The sequence below is a fragment of the Pseudomonas sp. SED1 genome (assembly GCF_034044025.1).
In the GTDB taxonomy this organism is placed as follows: domain Bacteria; phylum Pseudomonadota; class Gammaproteobacteria; order Pseudomonadales; family Pseudomonadaceae; genus Aquipseudomonas.
Window position 1 is genome coordinate 1 of sequence record NZ_JAXCIS010000131.1, and the last position, 25274, is coordinate 25274.

22 protein-coding genes are annotated in these 25274 nt (G+C 59.3%); 13 read left to right on the plus strand and 9 right to left on the minus strand.

Going from position 1 to position 25274, the window contains the following annotated elements; genetic code table 11:
* Nucleotides 1–113: 113 nt before the first annotated feature.
* Nucleotides 114–1040, minus strand: coding sequence for a carbon-nitrogen hydrolase family protein (locus SNL23_RS16625; protein WP_318302814.1), 927 nt, complete (start codon nt 1038–1040; stop codon nt 114–116).
* Between the two features lie 109 nt (nt 1041–1149).
* Nucleotides 1150–2034, minus strand: coding sequence for a LysR family transcriptional regulator (locus SNL23_RS16630; RefSeq protein WP_318302815.1), 885 nt, complete (start codon nt 2032–2034; stop codon nt 1150–1152).
* 119 nt (nt 2035–2153) lie between these two features.
* Between SNL23_RS16630 and SNL23_RS16635 the strand changes: the two genes are divergently transcribed.
* The 3 genes from SNL23_RS16635 (at nt 2154) to SNL23_RS16645 (ending at nt 5873) form a co-directional block, all read left to right on the plus strand.
* Nucleotides 2154–3542: a M20 family metallopeptidase gene (locus tag SNL23_RS16635; RefSeq protein ID WP_076014828.1), complete on the plus strand. Its 1389-nt coding sequence runs from the start codon at nt 2154–2156 to the stop codon at nt 3540–3542.
* A gap of 67 nt (nt 3543–3609) precedes the next feature.
* Nucleotides 3610–4899 (plus strand): MFS transporter, encoded by a 1290-nt coding sequence (locus SNL23_RS16640; RefSeq protein WP_318302816.1) that lies wholly within the window; start codon nt 3610–3612, stop codon nt 4897–4899.
* Between the two features lie 56 nt (nt 4900–4955).
* Nucleotides 4956–5873 carry a LysR family transcriptional regulator gene (locus SNL23_RS16645; RefSeq protein WP_318302831.1) on the plus strand — a complete coding sequence of 306 codons (918 nt, stop codon included), beginning with the start codon at nt 4956–4958 and terminating at the stop codon, nt 5871–5873.
* On the opposite strand, the gene SNL23_RS16650 is transcribed toward SNL23_RS16645, so the two are convergent.
* Nucleotides 5848–6099, minus strand: coding sequence for a hypothetical protein (locus SNL23_RS16650; RefSeq protein WP_003217960.1), 252 nt, complete (start codon nt 6097–6099; stop codon nt 5848–5850). The two genes, SNL23_RS16645 and SNL23_RS16650, sit on opposite strands and share 26 nt — an antisense overlap.
* A gap of 176 nt (nt 6100–6275) precedes the next feature.
* On the opposite strand from SNL23_RS16650, the gene SNL23_RS16655 reads away from it, so the two are divergent.
* Nucleotides 6276–6596 carry a DUF883 family protein gene (locus SNL23_RS16655; RefSeq protein WP_010172915.1) on the plus strand — a complete coding sequence of 107 codons (321 nt, stop codon included), beginning with the start codon at nt 6276–6278 and terminating at the stop codon, nt 6594–6596.
* Between the two features lie 40 nt (nt 6597–6636).
* Here the strand turns inward: SNL23_RS16655 and SNL23_RS16660 are convergent, their stop codons facing one another.
* Nucleotides 6637–7674 carry an Ldh family oxidoreductase gene (locus SNL23_RS16660; protein WP_318302817.1) on the minus strand — a complete coding sequence of 346 codons (1038 nt, stop codon included), beginning with the start codon at nt 7672–7674 and terminating at the stop codon, nt 6637–6639.
* Nucleotides 7675–7844: 170 nt separating this feature from the next.
* Here SNL23_RS16660 and SNL23_RS16665 point away from each other — a divergent pair, with 170 nt between their 5' ends.
* The gene (locus SNL23_RS16665) at nt 7845–12965 is read left to right on the plus strand and encodes a dermonecrotic toxin domain-containing protein (protein WP_318302818.1); all 5121 of its coding nucleotides are present in this window, start codon (nt 7845–7847) and stop codon (nt 12963–12965) included.
* A 41-nt stretch (nt 12966–13006) separates the two neighbouring features.
* Here SNL23_RS16665 and SNL23_RS16670 read toward each other — a convergent pair whose 3' ends face one another.
* Nucleotides 13007–13276: a PepSY domain-containing protein gene (locus SNL23_RS16670; protein ID WP_076014833.1), complete on the minus strand. Its 270-nt coding sequence runs from the start codon at nt 13274–13276 to the stop codon at nt 13007–13009.
* 151 nt (nt 13277–13427) lie between these two features.
* Between SNL23_RS16670 and SNL23_RS16675 the strand changes: the two genes are divergently transcribed.
* The 7 genes from SNL23_RS16675 (at nt 13428) to SNL23_RS16705 (ending at nt 19467) form a co-directional block, all read left to right on the plus strand.
* Nucleotides 13428–14423 (plus strand): FecR family protein, encoded by a 996-nt coding sequence (locus SNL23_RS16675; RefSeq protein ID WP_318302819.1) that lies wholly within the window; start codon nt 13428–13430, stop codon nt 14421–14423.
* 319 nt (nt 14424–14742) lie between these two features.
* Nucleotides 14743–15201 carry a hypothetical protein gene (locus SNL23_RS16680; protein WP_076014835.1) on the plus strand — a complete coding sequence of 153 codons (459 nt, stop codon included), beginning with the start codon at nt 14743–14745 and terminating at the stop codon, nt 15199–15201.
* Nucleotides 15201–15749 carry an adhesin gene (locus tag SNL23_RS16685; RefSeq protein ID WP_076014836.1) on the plus strand — a complete coding sequence of 183 codons (549 nt, stop codon included), beginning with the start codon at nt 15201–15203 and terminating at the stop codon, nt 15747–15749. The genes SNL23_RS16680 and SNL23_RS16685 overlap by 1 nt, the downstream gene beginning before the upstream one ends.
* Before the next feature lie 72 nt (nt 15750–15821).
* Complete coding sequence (locus SNL23_RS16690) at nt 15822–16577, plus strand: hypothetical protein (RefSeq protein WP_076014837.1); 756 nt, start codon at nt 15822–15824, stop codon at nt 16575–16577.
* Between the two features lie 62 nt (nt 16578–16639).
* Complete coding sequence (locus SNL23_RS16695; RefSeq protein ID WP_076014838.1) at nt 16640–17320, plus strand: C39 family peptidase; 681 nt, start codon at nt 16640–16642, stop codon at nt 17318–17320.
* Nucleotides 17321–17357: 37 nt separating this feature from the next.
* Complete coding sequence (locus tag SNL23_RS16700; protein WP_167664771.1) at nt 17358–18104, plus strand: hypothetical protein; 747 nt, start codon at nt 17358–17360, stop codon at nt 18102–18104.
* A 49-nt stretch (nt 18105–18153) separates the two neighbouring features.
* Nucleotides 18154–19467: a transporter gene (locus SNL23_RS16705; RefSeq protein WP_076014840.1), complete on the plus strand. Its 1314-nt coding sequence runs from the start codon at nt 18154–18156 to the stop codon at nt 19465–19467.
* 167 nt (nt 19468–19634) lie between these two features.
* Here SNL23_RS16705 and SNL23_RS16710 read toward each other — a convergent pair whose 3' ends face one another.
* Nucleotides 19635–20963, minus strand: a complete 1329-nt coding sequence (locus SNL23_RS16710) for a sigma-54 dependent transcriptional regulator (protein ID WP_076014841.1) — start codon at nt 20961–20963, stop codon at nt 19635–19637.
* 342 nt (nt 20964–21305) lie between these two features.
* Here SNL23_RS16710 and SNL23_RS16715 point away from each other — a divergent pair, with 342 nt between their 5' ends.
* The gene (locus SNL23_RS16715) at nt 21306–21566 is read left to right on the plus strand and encodes a hypothetical protein (RefSeq protein ID WP_063029505.1); all 261 of its coding nucleotides are present in this window, start codon (nt 21306–21308) and stop codon (nt 21564–21566) included.
* Between the two features lie 137 nt (nt 21567–21703).
* Here SNL23_RS16715 and SNL23_RS16720 read toward each other — a convergent pair whose 3' ends face one another.
* From SNL23_RS16720 to gnd, 3 genes are read right to left on the minus strand one after another with little or no spacing between them, the layout of a single operon-like run.
* The gene (locus SNL23_RS16720) at nt 21704–22528 is read right to left on the minus strand and encodes an HAD family hydrolase (protein ID WP_076014842.1); all 825 of its coding nucleotides are present in this window, start codon (nt 22526–22528) and stop codon (nt 21704–21706) included.
* Nucleotides 22525–24048 carry a glucose-6-phosphate dehydrogenase gene (gene zwf, locus SNL23_RS16725; RefSeq protein ID WP_167664773.1) on the minus strand — a complete coding sequence of 508 codons (1524 nt, stop codon included), beginning with the start codon at nt 24046–24048 and terminating at the stop codon, nt 22525–22527. The genes SNL23_RS16720 and zwf overlap by 4 nt, the downstream gene beginning before the upstream one ends.
* A complete protein-coding gene (gene gnd / locus SNL23_RS16730) occupies nt 24045–25052 on the minus strand; it encodes a phosphogluconate dehydrogenase (NAD(+)-dependent, decarboxylating) (RefSeq protein ID WP_318302832.1) in 1008 nt (335 codons plus the stop codon). Before gnd ends, zwf begins: the two co-directional genes overlap by 4 nt.
* Nucleotides 25053–25274 lie beyond the last annotated feature (222 nt).

A 25274-nucleotide genomic window follows, 5' to 3' on the forward strand; every position in this document is an offset into this window, starting at 1 on the left:
GCGAGGTGCCGACAGGCGGGGCAGAGCGTTTTGGTTACTTTTGCGCTTTTCAAAAGTGACCCGCTGTAAGAGCGGAACCATAGGTAGCCGTTACCGAAAAAACGGATATGTACTCAGTCACCAATAAACCGCACCCCCGCCCGAACCCGCTCATCCACCGTCAACTCAAAAATATCCGGCCGGGCATAGTGCCCAACCACATCATAGTCATACCGCGCCCGCACCAGATCATCCGTATCAATCCGCGCCACCAGCAACCCCACCCCACCGAGCAACGGCCCGGCAAGAATGTCACCCATGGGCCCGACAATCACACTGCCCCCCGCGATCAAAGGCCGATCCACCGGCCAGTTCGCAATCTCCACGCCCAACGCCTGGGGCGATGCCTGCACCTGACACGCACTCACCACAAAACACCGCCCTTCATGGGCTATATGCCGCATGCTCACCTGCCACATTTCCCGCTCATCCACCGTCGGCGCACACCACACTTCCACGCCCTTGGCGTACATCGCCGTGCGCAACAACGGCATCATGTTCTCCCAGCACACCGCGCCGCCGATGCGCCCTACCGCCGTGTCGATCACCGGCAACGTCGAGCCGTCGCCCTTGCCCCAGATCAGCCGCTCAGTGCCGGTAGGCATCAATTTGCGATGCTTGGCCACCAACCCGCCCACCGGTTCGAAATACAGCATCGTGCAATACAGCGTGCTGCCACTGCGTTCAATCACGCCCAACACCAGGCTCGCCCCGGTGCGTGTCGACAAGCCGGCCAGCGCTTCGGTCTCCACACCTGGCACATCAATCGCATTGGCAAAATATCGGGCAAACGCTTCACGGCCTTCAGGCAGGCGATAACCCAACTGTGTACCAAAACCTTCACCCTTGGGATAACCCCCGAGCAAGGCTTCGGGCATCACCACCAGTTGCGCACCGCTGCGCAGGATTTCGTCCTCGTAAGACAGGATCTGTTCCAGGGTCTCAGCCTTGCCGCCGGGCAAGGAACCGATTTGCAGCGCAGCCACGGTAGAAATGGGCATCACGATCACTCCGAATCAATGGGGGTTGCCCATTCTCCGGCCAGCAGCAATCATGAATAAAGCCCACTTCGCTGCTAACTGATATGAGCCAGATAAATATCATCACCCATCAAGTCAAATCTTTCAGGGATCCGATCAGGGTTTCGATAAACAGCTCCAGGGCCACCGGTAAAGCGCGCTTGGGCATGGTCAGGACTTGAATCGACCGGTCCGAAAATTGCGGGTTCGACAGCGCTACGGACGTCAGCTCGTCGCTTCCATTCGCCCGATGACTGATCGCCCCACCAAACGCAATGGTGTCCGTGTTGCGAACGAACTCATGGATGGCGCCCGAATAATTGCAGGTCATCACGTGATTAAACGACAACCCTTCCATCTGGCAAACCAGGTCGAACAACTGCCGCTGGGTAGAGCCTTTTGGCGTCAGCGCCAACGGGTAAGGTGACAGCGACCGAAGAGGCACCTGCTTGAGCGTCGCCAATGGATGCCCCACCCGCATCACCGCGCGGATCGGCGAGCGGCTGGGATGCCGGACTTCGACACCGTCGATAGGCTCGGTACTGAATACCAACCCCACATCGGCTTCGCCGCGCCTCACTTTATCCGCGCAGTCGTGAGGCGACATCACTTCCAGCACATACTGGAAAGCGGGATTTTGCTGGTAATGCCGGATCAGCACCTGAGGCAGGAAGTAGCGGGACAATCCTTCGGTGGACACCAACCGTACTACTTTCGCCCCGGGATAATCCCCCGCCCGTAGCTCCGACAGCAGGCTTTGCTCCTCCAGCGAGGCACGTCGTGCGTGGTCGGCCAAGGCGTTGCCGGCAGCGGTTGGCTGCATGCCTCTTGGCCGGCGCTCAAACAGTGGCACCCCGATGGTTTCTTCCAACAGGGATATCTGGCGGCTCACAGCGCTGGACGCAATGTGCAAGCGTTCGCCGGCAGCGGCCAGCGAGCCTGTATCGAACACGGCCAGGAAATAACGATAATCCACAGTTTGACTCCCTCACCAAAGCATCTACTTATTAGAAGGCAAACGTCAAAAAACAGCAATATACAGACCGATACGTGACTTCTATATTGGATTGAATCTCAGCCCACACCGGAACGGTCATGTCCAAGCAACAAGCGCTCGCGAATGTTCGTCAGTACCTGGCCGACGGCCATTTTGAAGCCGATTTACGTCGCCGGATCGCCATTCGCAGCGAAAGCCAGAACCCCGGCCAAGCGCACGAACTGACGCGGTATCTGCAACAGGAAATACAACCCGCGCTGATCGCAATGGGCTTCGTATGCCAGTGGCTCGACAACCCCTCGGGCGCAGGGCCGATGCTGTTCGCAGCACGCCACGAAGGGGCTGATTTGCCGACGGTATTGACGTATGGACATGGCGACGTAGTGCTCGGGTATGACGAGCAATGGCGCGCGGGGCTCAGCCCTTGGGCGTTGACCGTAGAAGGTGATCGTTGGTATGGCCGCGGCACCGCGGACAACAAGGGCCAGCACAGCATCAACCTGACGGCCCTCGAACACGTCATCAAGCAACGCGAGGGGCGCTTGGGCTTCAACGTTAAAGTGCTGTTCGAAACCGGCGAAGAATGCGGTTCTCCCGGGCTGCGGGAGGTTTGCACAACGCACCAGGCGCTGTTGCAGGCCGATGTATTCATCGCCTCGGACGGGCCGCGCTTGAACGACAGCCGCCCGACGATATTCCTGGGTTCCAGAGGTTCTGCGCTGTTTTCCCTTGAAGTCAATGCGCGCGACAAGGGCCTTCACTCCGGCAACTGGGGCGGCGTGATGTCCAACCCCGCCGTGGTATTGGCCAATGCCCTGGCCAGCCTGGTGGACAAGAACGGTCGTATTCGCTGCCGAACGCTGGTGCCTGGCGCCATACCCGACTCAGTCCGCGAAGCCATCCGCGACCTGGGTATCGATCAGAATTCCCTGGGCCGTCCTTTGGACGTGCACTGGGGCGAGCCCGACTTGACGCTGGGTGAGCGACTCTTCGGCTGGAATACCTTGGAGATCCTGGCGTTTACCGCAGGCAATCCAGCCAAACCGGTCAACGCCATTCCACCCCGCGCCATTGCGCATTGCCAATTACGCTTTGTGGTGGGCACAGACTGGCAAAACCTGCAAACGCTGCTGCGCCAACACTTGGACGCCGAGGGTTTTCAACAGGTCGATATCGTGATTGACCGTTGCACACCTGCCAGCCGACTGGACCCTGACAACCCGTGGGTGCGCTTCGCCAAGCAGTCGATTGCCGACGTCACCCACCGGCCTATCGCCGTGTTACCGAACCTTGCGGGTACCCTGCCCAACGATATTTTCGCTGACATCTTGGGTTTGCCTACCTTGTGGATACCCCACTCCTACCCCGGCTGTTCACAACATGCTCCGGATGAGCATCTGCTGGGCTCGGTAGTCCTCGAAGGGCTGCAAATCATGACCTCGCTTTTCTGGGACCTGGGTCACCTCGCCCCCGTCAAACCACAATAAAAAATCGGGGTCCGCTCGACCCTTTTTATCTGCCGCTCACCCCCTTATAAAATCAGGAGCGTCAAGCATGTCAGCGTTATCGTCCCCCACCGTTTCACCCACGGTTGCAAAGGCAACGCCCCTTTGGAAACCCGTCGGCGCGGCCTTGATCGGGAATACCCTTGAATGGTTTGACCTGTCGGTGTACGCCTATTTTGCGCTGACCATCAGCAAGGTATTTTTCCCGGCCGCCGACCCGGCCCTCTCGCTGTTTCTTGCCTTTGCGACCTTCGGCCTTTCGTTTCTGATTCGGCCATTGGGTGCCGCCGTGCTCGGTTCCTATGCCGACCGGGAGGGACGCAAGAAAGCGTTGACGCTGTCCATCATGCTGATGCTGATAGGGACTGCGATGATCGCGGTGATGCCCAGCTATGCAGCCATCGGGATAATTGCGCCAATTGGTATTCTGTTGGCCCGTCTGCTCCAAGGCTTCTCGGCAGGCGGTGAATTTGGCAGTTCCACGGCCTTCATGATGGAACACGCACCGCAAAAGACCCGCAATTTTGTCGCAAGCCTGCAGTTTGCAAGCCAGGGCTTCGGCGTGGTCATCGCCTCATTGTTCGGCTACTTTTTGACCATCAACCTGAATGATCAACAGATGTTCGACTGGGGTTGGCGCGTGCCATTTTTCTTCGGCCTGATCCTCGCCCCGGTGGGTCTGTACATACGGCGCACGGTGGATGAGTCGCCCGACTTCAAGGAAAGCCAACCGGGCTCCCGGCCGTTGCGGGAAGTGCTGCTCTCGCAGAAGACCTTGTTGCTTGTGGCGATGGGCGTGCTGATCGTGTCGACGGCGTCCAACTTCATGATCAAGTACATGCCGTCTTATGCCTCGACCACCTTGGACATTCCCCAATCCACAGGCTTTCTGGCCACGCTGTCGGGCGGGCTCATCCTGACCGTGGTGACGCCGGTGGTAGGGTTCATCACCGGTTATGTCAGCCGGATCAAAATCATGTTGTGGGCTTCGAGCATCTACATCCTCGCAATCTTTCCGGCATTCGCCTGGCTCAACAGAGTGCCGAGCGCCACCTCGTTGTTATTGGTGGTGTCGATGATGGCGTTGATCAAGGCCGTTTACTTCGCACCGCTGGCATCACTGATGGCGGATGTGTTTCCTGTCCGCACCCGAGTCACTGGGATGTCACTCAGTTACAACTTGGCCGTGACGATCTTCGGTGGCTTTGCTCCGGTGATTGCAACCGGGCTGATCGCGCTGACCGGCTCGCAGCTGGCGCCGAGTTTTTACCTGATAGCGGCAGCAGCCCTCAGCATTGGCGCGCTCGTGGTGGCAAAGAGAACGTTGCGGTTGGTGTAGCACTTGTCGAGACGTTATATATTCGGGACATATCCAGGCCACATGATATGAACTCAATGAATATCGCCAACGTCGATCTCAACCTGCTGAAAACCTTCGAGGCCCTGCACGACGAATCCAGCGCCAGCCGGGCCGCCCTGCGCCTTGGCGTCACGCAGTCGGCGATCAGCGCCGCATTGCGCCGCCTGCGGGATGTATATGGCGACCAATTGTTTGTGCGCACCGGTCGAGGCCTGGCGCCGACTTTGCGCGCCAACCAGTTGAAACCGGTGATCAGCGAAGCCCTGGATCGCTGCCGCCAAAGCCTGGCGATGGTCGACCCGCAGGGCAGCCAGTATCAGGGCCGTTCGGTGGTGCTGGGGCTGTCGGATGATTTCGAGATCGCCTACGGCCGCAGGCTGATTGAAGAGATTGCCCGGCGGGCGCCGAAGCTGCGACTGATTTTCCGCCAGACCCACAGCCAGATCGTTGCCGGCGCCCTGCTCGATCGCAGCCTGGACCTGGCGATCAATGCCGGCGGGTTTGCAGAGCGCCGGTTGAGCCGGCAGGTGTTGGGGGAAGGCCATTATGCGTGCCTGGTGGACCCCGCCAGCCTGGCGACGGGGCAACAGAGCATCGACCTCGACGAGTTCGTCAGGCGAGAACATCTGCTGGTGTCGTCTGGCGGGTTTATCGGGATTACCGACGAGGGTCTGGCCGCGCAGGGGCTGAGCCGGCACGTAGGCGCCTCAACCACACACTTCGCGGCGCTGCCGTTTCTGCTCAAGGGCAGCCAGGCAGTGGCAACGATTCCCGGGCATGCGGCCCAGGCCATCGCGCAGATGACCGGGCTGAAGGTACTGCCCTGCCCGCTGGCGTTGCCGCGTTACCCGGTGGAACTGGGCTGGCGCACCCAGGCACAACGGGATCCGTTGCTGCTCAAGGTGCGCGAAGCGATCGAGGCTTGTTTTACTTCGCCGCCATCAGGCGATTGACTTCACTGCGCACCATGTTGGAAAACTCCGGCGGTGACATGCCGTCCAGTTCCGCACGCACCCATTCGGCCCATTTGCCCTTGCGCTTGGCGCGCTCGCCAAAGAGGCGGGCAGCCTCACCTTTGGCTTTGCCCAGGTTGCTTTGCCACAGGTCGTAGAGACGGGACTTTTCATCTTCCAGCGCGGCGCGCTCGGCAAGGGGCTTGTTGGCCAGATTGAAGCTCATGTTGAATTACCTGCTGCACAAATAGGTGACATCTTACACTGTAGGTCGAAATTTCCTGGCCTGGATTTCACCTAAGCTGACCGTAGGAAAAAAACCTGCAACTTTTGCCAGCTTCAAACACTCCATTCTTCATCAAGCGCATTCATTGCCACATTCACCCGCAAGGAGTTAACCCAATGGCCCGCAAATCTGCCGCCCAAGCCGTCGAAGAACAAATCAAGGATCAAGCCTTCAGTGAACTGACCGCGCTGATCGAAGAATCAGACAAGCTGCTCAAAAGCAGCGCGTCACTGGTGGGGGAAGAAGGTGAAACCCTGCGTGAGCAGGTCGCTATCAAGCTCAAGCAAGCCCTGGATTCGGTGTCCAACGTGCGCGAGCGCAGCAAGCCGGTGGTGGATGCCACTGAAACCTACATCGGTGGCCATCCATGGCAGACCGTGGCGATTTCCGCCGGGTTTGGCCTGGTGGTCGGCCTGTTGCTGGGCCGTCGCAACTGATCTGATGTAACGGCTGCGCCCTCCCCGGGCGCAGCTCGCTTCACGCCTGCGCCAACACCCGCAACCGGCTCAATTCTGCCGCTTCGATCTCAATCCCGCCTGCCAGCGACTTCGCCCGTGTGCGATGACGCCGGTCCCCCGGCAAACGCCGCAACCCTGCCGCATGCATCTGTCGCACCAGTTCCTGGCTGCGCTCGGCGAAGCTCTGCCCGGCGGTCTTGCTTGGGTCGATCACGATCAGCAGTTGGCCGGTCCACGGCGTGCGGGCGCCGGGGTGATCGGACCAGTTGAACTCAAACGAGAAATTGCCACCGGTAAGGGCCGCGGCCAGCAATTCGACCATCATCGACAGGGCTGAACCCTTGTGCCCGCCAAACGGCAGCAGCGCGCCGCCTTCGAGAATCGCCTTGGGGTCCTGGGTCGGCTGGCCGAGGCTGTCCACGCCCATGCCAGGTGGCAGGCGCTCGCCCTTGCGCGCGGCAATCTGTACGTCGCCGTGGGCGATGGCGCTGGTGGCCAGGTCAAACACGATTGGCAGGCCATCGGCGCGGGGCGCGGCGAAGGCAATGGGGTTGGTGCCGAACAGCGGCCGGTCGGCGCCGTGGGGCACCACACAGGTCATGCTATTGACCACGCTCAAGGCCACCAGGCCTTCTTCGGCGAAGGGCTCGACGTCCGGCCAAAGCGCCGCGAAGTGATGGGAGTTATGGATCGCCAGCAAGGCAATCCCGGCACTGCGGGCCTTCTCCACCAACAACGGGCGAGCGGCTTGCAGCGCGGGCTGGGCGAAGCCATTACCGGCATCCACCCGCACAAACCCGCTGGCCACGTCCTCGACCACCGGCACGGCCTTGCCGTTGACCCAGCCACTGGCCAGCGTCGAGACGTAACCGGGAATACGGAATACACCGTGGCTGTGGGCGCCGTCGCGCTCGGCGCTGGCGCAGTTCTCGGCCAGCACTTGGGCCACTTCGGCCGAGGTGCCATGGCGCAAGAATACCTGGCGCAGCAGGTCGGTCAATTGCGCAAAACTGAGTCGCTCTGATGAAGACTCGACATCCAAAGGCGATGCAGACATCTGAAGCTCCCGTTTAATTATTGGAATGGGCAACAGCGTACAAGAATCGGTCCGTCGATTAGACAGGGTTTGCCCCATGGCTGTCGACAGGGAGCGCCAGACATATCTAGCCCCCGGGGTCGTCGAGACTGGATAGCGTCCAGTGTCGTACTTCCCCAAGGACCGCAGTGATGAGCCAGACTCCCTATTTTTTCCCCGAAGCCATGCGCGTGGGCTGGAGGGCGCTGGACCGTGAGCGCCAGTTGAACATCGACAGCAAGGACATCGAGTTTCTCGGCAAGGTGTTTTTTGCCAGCGATGCTGGCCGTCGCCAACAGTCGCCGCCGATGTTTGCACAGCGCATCTGGCTGAATAAAAGTGCCGCCGAGGCAGTCGAACTGGCGGGCAGCTTCATGATGAGTTCAACCAGCGCCTACCCCCATGCCTGGCTCTACACCCCGTACGGCGGCCTGGAGAAATTCGACAGCCCGGCCCTCGTACTCACAGCACTGAAAGAGCGTTTGAAAAAGCCGGCTGACGCCACGCAACTCCTGTGCTTCCTGCCCTTGCTGCAGCAGGCCTCGCAGGTACTCGACGATAGCCTGGAGCTGACGCCGGAGTTCATGGTCGATGACGTGTTTGGTGAGCAGGAAAAAACCCTGAGGCACTATCAGGGTAAAAATCGCCAGGCATTGCTGGCTGAGTTGAAACAGCTCCCGGCATTGGGTTCCCTGCTTTCAAAGCTGCTCGAAAGCATCTGCCGCCCGCTGTTTCCAGGGCTCGACGCCGGCGAAGCCCATGTCAGCTTTTTTGCCAGGCAACCTGCCGGTGATGCGCTGCCTCGTTGGCTCGACTCGTTGCAAATCAATGACGCGGTGCTGTTGTTCTATCGTGAGCACGCCTGGCCTGCGGGGCAAACCCGGGAGTTCTTCCATCCCAAGCAACCCGCCGACGCCAAGGACCCTGAACGCAAGGCCCGCGATACGCAGCGCTGGGAGCGCGCGATCAAGCAAGCAGCCGGCCAACTGATCCCGTTCCTGCACAGTGCACTGGAGACATTCTGGAACACCGAGATTTCGCCGGGTGTTTCTCGCCGGGCCTGGTTCGCCCAGGCTATGGCCGCCAATGCGCGCCTGGATTTGCTGCTCAAGCGCCAGCAATCCATCATCAGCCCCGAGCAAGGCCAGGCATTGGCTGTGCTTTACGAGTCCGATGGTAAAGAGGCTCTGCGTAACAGCCACGTACTGCGCTTTGAGAAAGTACTGGTCTGGGAACATTCGACCAACGTCGTCGAGCTGGCCAGCACCTTGATGATCGGCAATTCGCAGACCTTTCTCTATACCCCGGACAAGGGCTTGCAAGTCCTCGGGAGCTATGACGACCTGATGGAAGCCCTAAGGGCGATGGTCAAGGCGCCAGGGTATGAAGACGACCTGTACAACCTGATGTCACTTGAGGAGCGGGCGTTGTTTATCGGTTTCAAGGTGCCGCAGTTTTCCGGCAAACCCATCGCCGGCAATCTGTTTGAGCATCTATTCGAAGCCATCATTGGCAAGCAACAACAGAACCTTCGCTACGCCCTCGATCTGTACCGACGCACCCGCGCGGGCATAGAACCCTCGGCCCTGGTCGACCACGCGCTGGATGTGCGCTACATGGTCGACAGCCACCTGCCGGGCCTGGATACAGCGGGACGCTGGACGCCGCACTCGGTACTGGCCGACCCGACCCGCCCGGTGTCACTGGCCGCCGAACGGGCCTCTCTGCTGCAAAAGCAGTTGCTCGGTATCAGGGACACGCTGGCCGCCCAGATACGGGCGCAACCCACCTTGGAAAACACCGTCAATCAGGCACTCATCTCAGAGTTCAGCCGCAGGGGTTTGTCGGGCCGGGATCCTGGGAGGATCTACGTCAATCGATACACCGGCACCGCAAGCGCCAAACCAGCCACTGCGCCCCTGGAAAGCCAAAGCCTGCGCAGTTACTTTCTTGCGCGCCTGATCCACGGGCGCGAGCCGATTCCGCAAACCCCGGGCTATGGTCTTTACGACGGCGCAGGCAGTGGTGTTGCAAAAAAACTGACCGTCCTGGACGTACCGCAAGCAAACGCGATTCTTGAAGCCGCGCTGATCAAGTTTCATAACTACAACATCACCGATATTCCTCGCGAGCACCTGGAGCAGCTCAAGGAGCCGATGGCCCATGCCATGGCCGTGGCGATCCGGGGCGAAGCCGGGCTCAGGCGCCTCAACAACAGCCTGGACGCCCGTGATGAGGCGATCGTGCAAACGGTGTTTGATCTTCAACACCCCGATCGCCGCCAGCGCCAGGGATTGGGTGGATTCATCCCGGATGCCTATGCGTTGACCGTCGAACCCCAGGGCCTGACGCACAGGGTGCCCCTCGCCCACTGCCTGATGCTGACCGAACGCGGCGGGCTGGACCCGTCGCACTCCGGCCGGGCAGTGTTATGGACGCCGGCGCGTGGCTTGGAGAGTTTCGCCAATGTCAGCCAATTGCAGACGGAACTGAAACGTCGGCTGGCCGCCCCGGCCCTGCGCATGCAGCTACTGGCCAATCTCGATCCGCGCTATCTCAAGCCGCACCAGCCCTGCCCTCTCGGCCATTTCATGCAGATCAACGGTGCGGTCGCGCAACACCGCCAGCAGTCCTGGATTGATCATTACAAGGCACAACGGGCCCACTGCCTGACGCTGAAGCTGTCAGGCGATGCGTTGCTGGAACGCCTCGAAGAACTGGAAAAGGCGCTGCCGGCCAACGACCTGGACCACGCCTCGCAAATCGCCCAGACCCTCATGGCGCAACAATCACTGCCGGCCTGGCTGGGGATGGCAGCGGTCAGCCAACAGCGGCGCCATGTGGAAATACTTGAGCAATACCGCCACAACCTGGACGGCAACAATGACTACCTTGACGGTTTCGTCCCGCTGTCACAGTACCTCAGCGGCAAGCTTGAGGAGCTGTTGGAAGACTATGACGTGCTCCCGCAAGACGTCTACATCCTGCCCAAACTGGTGTTGGCCGGCCAGCGGCAAAACCTGGTGGACTACGCACTCAATCACATCAGCCAGCAAGCCGCTGAGTTCGATGTGGAGTCCACGGCCACTGGCCTGACGCCCACTATTGTCCGCCAGATACTCGCGCGCCTGCCCCTTGAGCAGGACAACAAGGCCTACCTGGCCGAAAAACTCACGCCGGGCAAGCCGGGAGCCGAAGCACGCGAGCAACGTTTTATACGGCAATTGCCCTGGCAATTGCTGCAAAACGCCCACGCACTGAAACTGCAGGAACTGTTATCACCCGCGGGCTTGAGCCTGATCGAACAAGTCCTCGACATGCCGGATGCTGTCGCCCGGGCAGCGGTCAAGGATGCGACCTCGACTCTCCGTCCCCTGGAGTTGATCGCCACCGCGGGCGCCCGCACCATCAAGGCCCTTGGGGTGTACTTGTTCAATACTATCGAAAAGGCGCCGCTGGTGATGTATGCGCCCTACGGTCCGCACCAGGCGTTCCAGGAGTTTGAAAACGAAGCGGATTTGATACGCAAGCTCAACCTGCCTGGCCCGTTGCAGGACTGGGTGGTCGGCCGCCTGCCAGCGGCTGAGCAAGCCACGTATAAAAACCTCTGGACCAGCACGTTTGGGAAAACCTCCGAAATCACGCTGGCGTCCAATCCGATCAAGGGCCACGCGCTCAAGCAGTTGTACCGCGACAACATTGAATTGATTTCGAGCCTGTTTGAACAGCAAACCCAGGCCAATGGCCGATCAGCCTGGGACACCCTCAAGGCGTTGTTTACCCATGGCCTGCAACAGGCGCAAGCGTTGTTGCCGGGCAAACTGATGGTGCCGCTGGTGATCTGGCAAAGCTACAAACTGTTCAAGACCTCTGCCGAAGACTTGCAGCAACACCGCTGGCGCGATGCGCTGGAGACGTTTATTGGCGGTGTGGCGCAAATGGCTTCAATACGCGAGTTGATGGATGAGCCTGCGACAGCAAGTACCGCGGCACAACCCGTGCTCACGCAAACAGCCAGCGCCTGGCAAGACATCGATGTCACCGCCCAGGCCCGCACCCGGCTGCAAGCGTACGAAGCCTGCGACACCAGCCTGGAGAGCCTGAAGGTCGGCAACTCCGGCGTCTACACCTCGACCGATAATCGGCACTACCTACCGTATGCCGGCAAGGTCTACCGAGCCAAACAGGCTGAGGGGCATTGGCGACTTTTCAGTGCACGGTCCAAGGGGCCTTTTGTGCGCCTCGATAGCGAGCGCAAATGGGTCCTGGACCCTGGTGCATCGGCACGCCGCCACGGCCCGGGTTGGAGCGCCATGATGGAACGCCGGGGGGTGAGGTCAGAGGTGGATCGGGTGATGAACGTCGAAGCCCGAGGCCTGGCCGAGATTCGACGTGTTGCGCCCCACAGGGCCCAGGCGATCGTCGAGGCACTGGACCTGGCAACCTTTTACCTGCACAACTGCCAGCAGAACCTGAAACTGCTCGATCACAAATACCCACCCGTGACCCGAATCCACCGCTTCATCAATCGCTTCTTTGGTATCCCGATAAACCCCGACACCGGCCCGCCGACCTTTCCGGAAGCTCTTTCGCAAAAGCTCATGGACACCGTCACCGCAATCCTCGATGAGGTGCTGGAGCCGTCACTCTACTCACTCAACTCCCGGCGCTTCGTCTCCGGTGTTCACCTTGCCGAACCCGAACGGCACTGGGCGTTTACCATCGACGACGATCCGGATCGGCGCATCTACCTCACCGAAAACTTCTTTACCGCGCCTACGGGCGAGTTCGAAGGGCATTTGATCAGTTACTTCGATAGACAATCCCATGCGCGCGCCACCACGTTGATTCATGAACTGACCCATATCGTCAGCCGTACTGCCGACGTGGCCTACCTCAATTCGGTATCACCGTTTGCCGACCTGATCGAAGTAGAAACCCCAGCCGGTCGCGATCTTCAAAAACGACTGCGAGACCTGCAGGAAAATGGCTACTCGGTGAGCACGCCCATGGGGCAATTATTCAAGTCGACGAGCCCGTTTGGCGCCGCAGGCACTGATATCGGAACTGAGCCGGAAGATGCCTACATCAAGCAGCAGATTCTCACTACGACAGGCGGCGTGGACTTGAGCAATGCACGGGAAATTTTCAAAACCAACCTGACTCAACGCTTCAACACACAAATGGATAACGCAGACTCATTGACCTTGCTGATCACAACGCTAGGGCGCCAACTGGACGCCGTGCCCTCGATTGCCGAAGGGACGCCGTAAAGAACGGGTGCAGGCTACACGCCTGCACCCAGCCAGCTCATTCAGTCTTTCTGGTCACGCAACACGTTGCCCGAGGCACCGTCGATGCGGAACTCATAGACGATGCCATCGGACTTGCGCCCCTCACCTTCCCAATAGCCATCGTTATCGGCTTCGATCTTATAGATCTCGACGTAACCGGCCTTGGTCTTGGCGGTTTCGATGGCTTTTTCAATGGTGATCCAGCCTGCGCCCGGCTTGTCCGCCAGGGCGGCTCCGGCACTGAGCAGGGCCGAGGTTGCAACGATGGCGGCTAAGGTTTTCTTAAGCATTTTCGTACTCCATACAGGGATTGAATGTTAGCTGTCCTGATTTTTAGGGCCTTGCAGACGAGAATTAGTTCCAATTGATGTGCATTCGCCATGATGGCTGTTCTCGCCGTCCTGCTGTGGAGGTTAGAATGTGGGAAATCAGGATGAATTAATGACAGATAAGTCCCTTTCAGAAGCCGAATATGACGCCATCACCGATGCCGCTGCGCACTGGTGCATGCGTCTGCACGCCGGCGATTTCACGACGGCCGAGCGTCAGGCGTTCGAGCAGTGGCACGATGCACATCCACTGCATGCCTTCGAATACGCGGCGATGCTGGAAATCTGGGACGTTGCCGATCACCTGCCCCGCAGCGAACCGGCCCCTGCCGTGGTGCGACTCCAGCCTCGCAAGCGTTTTAGCAACTACGCGGTAGCGGCGGCGGTATGCCTGGTGGCCTTGCCAATGGCGGCCTTTACCGGCTGGGAAGCGGGCTGGCTGCCCAGCTCGTACAAGCATTACGAAGCCGAAAACAGCCTGCGTCAGGTCACCCTCGATGATGGCAGCCAGGTGGAACTGAACCTGGGCACCGAGCTGGTCTACAGCCATTACAAAGACCAGCGCCGGGTCACCCTGAAAAAAGGCGAGGCGTTTTTCAAAGTTAGCCATGACCCGCAACACCCCTTCATTGTCCACGCCGGCGACGGTCAGGTTCGGGTGACCGGCACTCAGTTCAACGTCTGGAAATACGAAGACCATGTGCGGGTGATGCTGCTGCAAGGCTCGGTACTGGTGAGCAGCGACGACCTCCACAGCGGCCTGCGCCTGTCACCCGGGATGCAGGCCAGCTACAACCGTGGCGACGCCAGCCCCCTGGCCCAGCCAATTGCCCCCGGTGATACCGCCCTGGCCTGGCGCGACGGCAAGCTGATCCTCGACAACCTGGCCCTGGCCGACGCGTTGCCGTTGATCAACCGCTACCTGAGCAAACCGGTGATGCTGGCCGACGCCGGTACCGGCGCGATCCGCATTGGTGGTATCTACAACATCAACGAGGTGTCCAACCTCGTCCCCTCCCTGCCCAAGGTCCTGCCGGTCTACCTGACCCAGAACCAGGACGGCAACCCCGTACTCAATTCGATTCCGCGTAAAACACCCAAGGGCTGATGCTGGGGACAGGGCGCATGCCCTGCTCCACGGACGTTCTCTGCCTGGAACTGTCCACTTTTGAAACACTTGCACCGGCTAAGCTGACAGCCGGCTGCGGGTTGCCAGGTTTATGGCGGCCGGTGTTTCATTCCTGAGACAGCTGCCGAGTGAGTTGAACTCAGGCCTGTTGTCTCACCGTTGAAACACATTCCACCTGCCTTTCTTTTTCATCCTTCCCAACTCTTTGAATTTATTAATAAATTCAAAAGCGGCACAGCTCCTGCTCTCTTCCTGACAACGCTGTTTAGGGTCAGCGTAAAGAATAAGGAATGCTGCCGTGAAAACACTCAATCCAGGCTCACTGAGCCTACTGCTGATCAGCTGTGTATTCAGCACCAGCATGAGTCTTTCGGCCCTCGCGGGTGACGGCACCATCGTGGTTGGTCGCACCGTACAAGGCCACATGGCTGGCCGCTCCTCCTTTGCCCCGGATCGCAACCCCAGCACTGTCAATGCAAACCCCTCCAAACAAGTTTTGAGCGCCACGACTGGCGAACTCAGCGACCTCGACATCGCCGGGGTCAGCAGCGGCTCCAGTATCACCCGCGCCATGATGCCCGGCGGCAACCTTCCTGGCCTGAGTAACAGCCTGGGCGCAAGCACCTCAACCCTGGGAGCTGGCGCATCCGCCGGCCATGGCGGTGGTGGCAGCAGCATGGCCGGGCAGATCAATGGTTCGATCCAGCGGGGCATGGCGCCGCTGAACAACATCGGCAGCATGATGGGGGGCCAGTAATGAATCGCTCCTGGCTGATCATCGCCGCACTGGGTTGCACATCGGCCATGGCCGACAACAACGCAACGATCGATAACAGCGGCCAGCAATACAGCGGCGTCGCCTCGGTCAACCAGTCTGCCGGTAATCAGCAACAGCAGATCAACAGTCGCGCCATCGTCGTCGGCGGACAAGCCCACGATTCACTCGTGCAGAAACTCGATGGCAAAGTCGATGCTTCCCTGAACGCCAACGCGGCGATCCAGGGTTCCTCTTTCAGCAATGGCAACGGTGTGCTGGGCGTCAACCAGTCGGCCGGGGCCAATACACAGATGATCAATGCCGTGCGGATCAGTATCAATCCGGGTCCGCAAAGCATCGATGACAGCGTTTTGTCGCAGCAGAACACGACGCTGTTAACAGACTCAGGGCTCACCCCCACCACTGGCAGCCGCCAGGTCGTTACCAGCGACCAGGCCTTCACCGGCAGCCGAGGAGTGGTACAGGTGAACCAGAGTGCGGGGGTGGGGAACCGAGTGGCTAACACCCTGGCTATCACTATCAAGTAACAGCTTGATCAGTGTTTGTTAGTTAGACCGTACCAACACTTAACCAACTAATTAGAAGCAAGGAGATACACCATGAAACCTACAATGGCTCTTAAACCACTGGTTTTCGCTCTGACTGCGCTCATGGCTGTTGCTGCACAAGCAGGTGGCAGCGGCGGCGGCTGGCACCCAACCCCAGTGGCGACCGGCACCGTGGCTGCCGTCGTGACGGATACCCAAGTCAGCAAAGACAACAAATTCGACGACACTAAAACCACTAACAACGCCTCAGCCACTGGCTCGCTTAACGGCCACTCCGGCAACCTGGGCGCCAACGCCGCTTCGGGCTCGGGCAACCAGCAAGACAATGCTGCTGCAATCACCAGCAGTGCCGATGATGCTGCTTCGGTATTTGCCGTCGCCGACATCTACCAAGAAAGCCAAAACAACAAGTTCGACAACAAAGGCACGCAAAACAACGCGTCTCTGAACAACTCGGCCAACAACAGCTCGGGTAACACCGGTGTCAACGTTGCAGCCGGTCAAGGCAACCAACAGAAAAACAACCTGGCTATCGTGACTGCCGACGGCAACAACGTAGCCGCTGCTTCCAACACCGAGCAACAATCGTTGGACAACCACTTCCTCAACGCAGCCGCGTCTACCCATGGCTATGGTGGCCAGTCTACCTATGTCAGCAACAACGCCAGCCTGAACAACTCTGGCAACAACGGCTCCGGCAACATCGGGCTCAACGTGTCCGCAGGTTCCGGCAACCAACAAAGCAACACCCTCACACTGGGCAGCGGTTGCACCCAATGTGCAGCGGGCAGCGGCGTTCGCTTCTGATGCAACGGGGCCTTGGCGACAAGGCCCTTTTCTATTTCCAGTGTCCAACAGGTCAGACGATCATGCGCCTCGTGACGCTCACCCTCTTGTTAATGCTCACCGGCCCGACCTGGGCAGGGCAAATGGCAATTTCAGCCATGCCCGGCGGTGGCGTGATATTCAAAAAGGTCGAGAGCATTCGTGAGCGCCGCTTCGCCAACCTGGTGGAACAGAAAACCGATTTCAGCTGCGGTGCTGCGGCACTCGCAACCATCCTGCGTCAGGGCTATTGGCTGGACGTCGACGAAGCACACATCATCAAAGGCATGCTGGTCAACGCTGACCAGGACTTGGTACGTACCCAAGGCTTCTCCATGCTGGACATGAAGCGCTACCTCGAAAGCATCGGCATGCGTGCCCGGGGCTACAAGATCGGGCCAGATACCTTGGTCACCGTGAAAATTCCCGTCGTGGTACTGCTGGAAATTCGCGGCTACAAGCACTTCGTGGTCATGCAGCGAGCGGACAAGAACTGGGTCTATATCGGCGATCCGGTGCTGGGGCATAAACGCTATTCGCATGACGACTTCGTCAAGGGCTGGAACGGCATCGTTTTCGCCGTACTCGGTGAAGGCTACGACAAGACCAACATCCTGCTCGACCCACCCACCCCCCTGACGGCGAAAAACAAAATGAATGAGTTCAGGCCCGTGGGTGATGCAGAGCTGATGGACTTCGGTTTTATCCAGAGCGACTTCTTCTAGAAGCGCAATAAGGAGCAGGACGCTCCAGGAGCCAAAGATGAACACCTACCGCTGGCTTACGGTCATGTGCCTGGTAGCCTCAATGCCTGTTTATGCCTCCTCCGGATTTAAACCGATTGAAGTCAAGGATTCGGAATTGGCGGAACTGCGCGGGCGCTATGTGATGCCTGGGCGGATTATCAGCTTTGGCATCGTGATGAGCAGCACCTGGACCAACGCCGTTGGCGACTCGATCACTGGCAAGGCCAGCATGCAGATCGACTCATCCACTATCACCCCCCAATTCTATGTACAAACCACTGGCGGGACGGGCACCGGGACCGGTCAGACCACCGGCACAGGCACCGTGACTGGCGGCGCCGGACTGGGCACCGGCCAGGGCGTGGTTCAAAGCGTGCGCGCTGCGGGCGACGGCAACACGGCGACCAACAACGTCGGCATCAACATCAACGAAAATGGGCTGGCGCCGGCCAACCTTGTGCAGTCAGGGCAAGTGCTGGTGGCCGGCGGTACCGTCACGGGTACCAGTGGAGCTGGCAACGTCAGCGTCTCAGCCACCAATGGCGGCCTGCAAATGGCTATCCAAGCCAATCACAACCAAGGGAATACCGTGCAGCAAATCGGCGGAGGCAATGTGCTACAGGGCACCGTTTTGCAGGGCAACAGCAATTTCGTTAACAACATGACCCAACTGAACGTGGTCATGGGCAGCAACGGTTTGAACAATGGTGTACTGAACTGCAACCTGGACCAACTCAAAGGCCTACGCACCCTTGGTTATTGAACTACGCTGTGCCTCGACACTTGCGCATTAGAAAGGGACGGCTTATTTCATGCATCGATCGCTATCGTTACGTGCCGTAATTTGCTTGAGCACGCTCCTGCCCGCATCCATGTTGTATGCCGCGCCGGATACCGACATCGACACATTGAAAAAGGAATTGCTGGAACTCAAGCAACGCTACGAAGTGCAGCAAAAAGCACTGGCGGTGCTGGAACAGCGGGTACGCCAGGTTGAAGACCAGCCGGCGGCCCCACCCCCCAAACGCCTGGCCAAATCCCCGGCAGACTTCCAGAAAGGCGGCACCACGGTGGCCGGTAACACGCCCGGCGTCGGTGCAGCTGCCGCCTCGGGCGGTGCAGGCGGCGGCGCCTCCTACGGGCAGTCGCTCAAGGACGACTCGGCCCCGGCACAGAGTGTGAGCAACCTGTACAACGAGGCGAGCGGCTTCTTCGGCGATGGAAAATTCAGTTTTGAAACCGGTGTTACCTATGCTCGTTACGATGCCCGTCAGTTAACCCTCAACGGTTTTCTGGCGCTGGACTCGATCTTCCTGGGCAATATCAACCTGGACCGGATCAAGGCCGACAACTGGACGCTGGACTTAACGGGGCGCTACAACCTCGACAACCGCTGGCAATTCGATGTGAACGTACCGGTGGTTTATCGTGAATCGACTTATCAGTCCGGTGGTGCCAATGGCGGTTCCGGTACGGCGACATCAGAGGAGTCGGTCAGTCGTGACCCGACGATTGGCGACGTCAACTTTGGCGTGGCCTATAAATTCCTCGACGAAACGGCCAGCCTTCCGGATGCCGTGGTGTCGCTGCGCGTCAAGGCGCCTACCGGTAAAGAACCGTTTGGCATCAAGTTGGTACGTTCACCTAACAATACCAACCTTTACGTGCCGGAAAACCTGCCCACCGGCAACGGCGTCTGGTCGATTACGCCGGGCATCTCCCTGGTCAAGACTTTCGACCCAGCGGTGCTGTTTGGGTCGCTGTCCTACACCCATAACTTCGAAGACTCATTTGACGACATCAGTTCCACAGTCAATGAAAAAGTCGGCGGCAAAGTGCGCCTGGGAGACAGCTTCCAGATCGGCGTTGGCGTGGCCTTTGCGCTCAACGAGAAAATGAGTATGTCGTTTTCGGTCTCCGACTTGATCCAACGCAAGAGCAAGCTAAAGCCCGATGGCGGCGACTGGCAATCGGTGGTTTCCAGCGACGCCAACGCCGGCTACTTCAACGTCGGCATGACGATCGCGGCAACCGACAACCTGACGATCGTGCCGAACCTGGCCATCGGTATGACGGATGATGCGCCGGACTTTACCTTCAGCCTGAAATTCCCGTACTACTTCTAAACAGAACACTGTAGGAGCGAGCTTGCTCGCGAAAAACCCGAGAGCAACGCGGGGCTCCAGAAACCCCGCGTTATCGTTAACGAATTTCGCGAGCACGCTCGCTCCTACAGACAAGGAAAAGCCCCGCAACGATAAGGGTCGTTGCGGGGCTTTTCGGTTTACCCGCCCTAGCGGATCTGGTGTTTGTGCAGCAACCGGTAGAACGTCGGCCGGGAAACCCCCAGCACACGGGCCGCGACACTCAGGTTGTCGCTGTGCCGGTTGAGCACATCGCACAGCGCCTGACGTTCGGCACGGTGCTTGTAATCCTCCAGTGTAGCCATCGGCAGCGCGATTGCCTGCTGGCTTTGCAGTCCCAGATCAACGGCTTCGATTTGCCGCCCTTCAGCCAGTACCAGGCCACGCCGTACGCGGTTGGCCAACTCCCGCACATTGCCCGGCCAACCGTGCTCGCCCATGGCTACCAACGCGTCTTCACTGAAGCTGCGGGGGCGCCGGCCGGTTTCCTGGCTGTAGAAGTGTGAAAAATGGTTGGCCAACATCGCCACGTCACCATGACGCTCGCGCAACGGCGCAGTCACCACTTGCAGGACGTTGAGCCGGTAGTACAAGTCTTCCCGGAAGGTACCCTTTGCGACAGCGGCTTCCAGGTCGACGTGGGTGGCCGCCAATACGCGCACGTCCACCGGAATCGGTTGGCTGCCGCCGACGCGCTCGATCTGTTTTTCCTGGAGAAAACGCAGCAGGTTGGCTTGCAGCTCCATGGGCAAGTCGCCGATTTCATCGAGAAACAACGTACCGCCATGCGCCGCCTCAATCCGCCCGATCTTGCGCTGATGGGCGCCGGTGAAGGCGCCCTTCTCATGGCCAAACAATTCGGACTGGATCAGGTGTTCAGGGATCGCCCCGCAATTGATCGCCACAAACGGCTTGGCGTGGCGCTGGGATTGGCGATGCAGGGTGCGGGCGACCAGCTCCTTGCCGGTGCCGCTGTCGCCACGAATCAACACCGGGGATTCCGTCGGCGCCAATTTGGCCAGCAGTTTGCGCAGTTCGCGAATCGGGCGGCTGTCGCCCAGCAACTCATGTTCAGGCTGGCCGGCAGGCGCGTTGTTGCCCTTGCCCCGCAGGCGCGCCATGCCAAAGGCACGGCCGAGGGTGACCTGCACCCGGGACACATCGAACGGCAAGGTATGGAAGTCGAAGAACCACTCGCAGACAAAATCGCCGACATTCTGCAGGCGCAGCACTTCCTGGTTAAGCACGGCAATCCACTCGGTGCCGCTACGGCTGATCAGTTCCTTGACCGCTTCGGGCCGCTCCAGATGAAACGGCTGCAGGCGCAGCAATCCAACATCGCAGGAGCGCTCACCCACCGACTCGAGGGCACAGCTGTCCACATCCCACCCCGCCGTACGCAAACCCGGTAATAGCCCGTGGCAGTCATCACAGGGATCGACCACAAGCAGACGGCGCGGAGCAGGTGCAACAATCATGACTATTCCTTGGCGTCAAAATCGTTAAAGTTATTTAAAAACAGTTATTTGGAAAGCCTGCTGGCAACACTAGCAAGATTTTGACGCGGCCTTTGTACCCATTCGTTATAAGCCGCGCATAAACCTGCCCTTTTCCTCCAGTCGAGTGCGGTCAATTGTCGCGGCATAACTTTCATGAGGCTTTCAACATAGCCCCTTACATGACTTTAATCAGGGAAAGTTAAAAAAACTTCTTCTAACATGTGACCTGTACCCGGTGATCGTGCATCAGTACAAGTAACCAGTCGTTAGGCACGCCCAACCAACGGCTTCACTTGAATGGGCATTTAGAGAGAAGACCCCATGAACGCCCCGCTCCGCATCAACGAAGCTCTTTTGATCGCAGACCGTGCTTTCCAGCCCTTTCAATGTGTGGCCTGGCACGATGGCAACGGCGCCCTGAGCCTGAGCGTCATCGACCGCACCAATACCCGTATCGGTAGCAAGCAGCTGTCTTCCAGCACTTATTCCGACCCGGCACAGCTCGAGGACTTGCTGTTGCAGGCCCGCGCTGAACTCGATAAAGATGGCTATCAGTTGCAATCCTGGGCAATGCCCAAGTAACTGAAACTCGCGTGAGGCGGCACCAGAAAGTGTGCCGTTTGACGGCGCAGTATATTGACCCGCAATAACACTAGTAGGTAGTCAGCGATGCAAGTTGCAACTTTGCATAGCTGACTACTTATTAGTGTGGTTGCCAATCAATCGGCCGAGAGAATAAATCGCTCAATGGCTTCCGCCGCACCGTCGTCGACATTACTGCCGGTCACGACGCTGGCCTGGCGCTTGACCACTTCTTCGGCCTGGCCCATGGCAATCGACAACCCTGCCACGTGAAACATCGCCGGGTCGTTGCCGCCATCGCCGATGGCGGCTGTCTGTTCCAGTGGCACACCCAGGTGCGCAGCCAGGGTCTTCAAGGCTTCGCCCTTGTTGGCCTTCATGGCGGTCACATCCAGGAACACTGGCTGCGAGCGGGACACCTGAGCCAAACCCTCGACCCTCGGCTGCAACTGCGCTTCCAGTTCGATCAGCAGTTGGGTATTGGTACTGGCCGCAACAATCTTGTCGACCCGATCCAGGAACGGCTCGAAACTCTCCACGACGATTGCCCCATAACCCAGGCCATGTTCCTCGCGAACCGCCATCGGCCCGCCAGGATCGCGGCGCAGCCAGTCACCGTCGGCAAACAGCCAGACTTCCACGTCTGGCTGCGGCGTAAACAATGCCAGCGCTACCAGCGCCGCTTCTGCCGGCAAGTGATGCGCCACCAGAATACTGCCGTCGGGATTGACCAGCGTGCCGCCGTTGAAGCCGGCAATCGGTACGTCAATACCGAGTGCTTCGACCTGCTGCATCATGGCCTTGGGTGGTCGCCCGCTGGCCAGGCTGAAAAACACCCCGGCCGCGCGCAAGGCGCGAACCGTATCAATGGTGCGTTGACTGAGGCTGTGATCCGGATGCAGCAACGTGCCGTCCATATCACTCAACACAAAGCGGATGGGTTGACTCGGCAAGTCGCTCATCCGAGGCTGTGCCAGCTACGGCCATCGCGGGCCAAGAGTGCATCGGCTGCCGCCGGACCATCTTCGCCTGCCTTGTAGGCCTGGATGCCGTCATCCTGCTTCCACGCATCGAGGAATGGCTGCACTGCACGCCAGCCGTTTTCGATGTTGTCGGCGCGCTGGAACAAGGTCTGGTCGCCGGTCATGCAGTCGTAGATCAGGGTTTCGTAACCCGTCGACGGCTGCATCTCGAAGAAGTCCTTGTAGGCAAACCCCAGCTCCACATTGGCCATGTCGAGGGTCGGCCCGGGCTTTTTCGCCAGCAGGTCGAACCACATGCCTTCGTTCGGCTGGATCTGGATCTTCAGGTACGTCGGCTTGAGTTCATCGACCTCGGTATCACGGAACTGCGCGTATGGCGCCGGCTTGAAGCAGATGATGATCTCGGTGTCGCGGATGCTCATGCGCTTGCCGGTGCGCAGGTAAAACGGCACGCCGACCCAGCGCCAGTTGTCGATCATCACCTTGAGGGCGACGAAGGTCTCGGTGCTGCTGTCGGGCGCAACGTTGGCCTCTTCGCGGTAACCCGGCAGTTGCTTGCCGGCGACTTCACCGGCGGTGTACTGGCCGCGCACCGAGTTGGCCCGTGCGTCTTCCAGCGACCAAGGCCGTATGGCCCCGATCACCTTGGCCTTCTCGCCCCGCACCGCATCGGCGCCAAAGGCGGCTGGCGGTTCCATGGCGACCATCGCCAGCAACTGAAACAGGTGATTGGGCACCATATCCCGCAGCGTACCGGTGTGTTCGAAGAAGCTGCCACGGGTTTCCACGCCGACGGTTTCGGCGGCGGTGATTTGCACGTGGTCGATGTAGTGGTTGTTCCAGAACGCCTCGAACAGCACGTTGGAGAAACGGCTGATAAGGATGTTCTGGACGGTTTCCTTGCCCAGGTAATGGTCGATGCGATAGATCTGCTTCTCGCTCATCACTTTGAGCAGGCAGGCGTTCAGCGCTTCGGCAGTGGCGAGGTCCGAGCCAAAAGGCTTTTCGATCACCACCCGGCGGAACGCCTCCGGGGTTTCTTCCAGCAGGCCGGCAGCGCCGAGACGCTGCACCACTTCGGCAAAGAAACGCGGCGCGGTGGCGAGGTAGAACACCGCGTTACCGGTGCCACTGTCAGCGATCTTCTTGGCTATGTCGGCGTAGGTGCCGTCGTCGAGGAAGTCGCCCTCGACGTAGCTGATGCCCTCGGCCAACTGAGCCCACAATTGCGGGTCAAGGGCGTCATCACCCTTGCCCTTGACCTTGCTGGCGGCCTCGGTGCGAATGAAGTCCTCGAGTTTCTTGGCGAAATCGGCGTCGCTGATGGCGTTGTGATCAACGCCCACAATGCGCAAGCCATTGCCCAGCAGCCCATCGCGACTGAGATTGTACAGCGCCGGCATCAGCAGACGCTTGACCAGGTCACCGTGGGCACCAAACAGAAACAGGGTGGTGGGCGGAGCGGGTTCGGCCTTGGGTTTCTTGCCGTTGGCGGTCATTTTTTGGGAGTCTCCACATGGCCGCCAAAGCCGAAGCGCATGGCAGAAAGCATTTTGTCACCGTAGGTGCTTTGCTGGCGGGAGCGGAAGCGGGCAAACAGCGAGTTGGACAGCACGGGTACCGGTACCGATTGCTCCATCGCGGCTTCGATGGTCCAGCGGCCTTCGCCACTGTCGGCAACCGAGCCGGAATAACCGTCGAGCTTCGGATCGGTGGCCAGGGCGTCGGCGGTCAGGTCCAGCAGCCAGGACGAAACCACGCTGCCACGACGCCAGACTTCGGCGATGTCGGCGACGTTAAGATCGAAGCGCTGGTCTTCCGGCAGGCTCTCCGAATTCTTGGTCTTGAGGATGTCGAAACCTTCAGCGAAGGCCTGCATCATCCCGTACTCGATGCCGTTGTGGATCATCTTGACGAAGTGCCCCGAGCCGGCAGGCCCCGCGTGGATATAGCCACGCTCGGCACGGCTGTCAGCTGCAGCAGAACGGTCTTTCGTGCGCGGGATGTTACCGATGCCCGGCGCCAGGCTTTCGAAGATCGGGTCCAGAAGCTTAACGGTCTCGGCGTCGCCGCCGATCATCATGCAGTAGCCGCGCTCCAGGCCCCAGACGCCGCCGGAGGTGCCGACGTCGACATAGTGCAGGCCTTTTTCCGACAGGGCCTTGGCCCGGCGGATGTCATCCTTATAGAAGGTGTTGCCGCCGTCGATGATCACATCACCGTCTTCCAGCAGCTGGCTCAATTCTTCAATGGTGTTTTCGGTCGGGTCGCCTGCCGGCAGCATCACCCAGATCGCCCGGGGCTTCTGCAGCCCGGCCACCAGGCCCGCCAGGTCGGCAACGCCGGTGGCGCCCTCGCCTGCCAAACCTTTTACGAATGCTTCATTGCGGTCGTAAACCACGGTGGTATGCCCATTGAGCATCAGGCGTCGCGCAATGTTGCCACCCATGCGGCCTAGTCCAATAATCCCCAGTTGCATGTGCTGATGCTCCTTACTACGAATAAATGTGTGTCACAGTTTATAGCGCAATGAGGCTAATGAGGGTTAGTCCAGAGCGGATTGGCATAGTTTCATGACAAAAAGTGGCCATCCTTTAGCCTTCAGTGGGGAAAAAGTCACAGCGACCATCAAAAATAAAAAAGTTCCCTTCGCTTAAAAAAGAATTCAGAATTGCGCCGACTGTTGCCGAGAGCCTCGAATCAAGCGCTCTGGCACCGCGATACA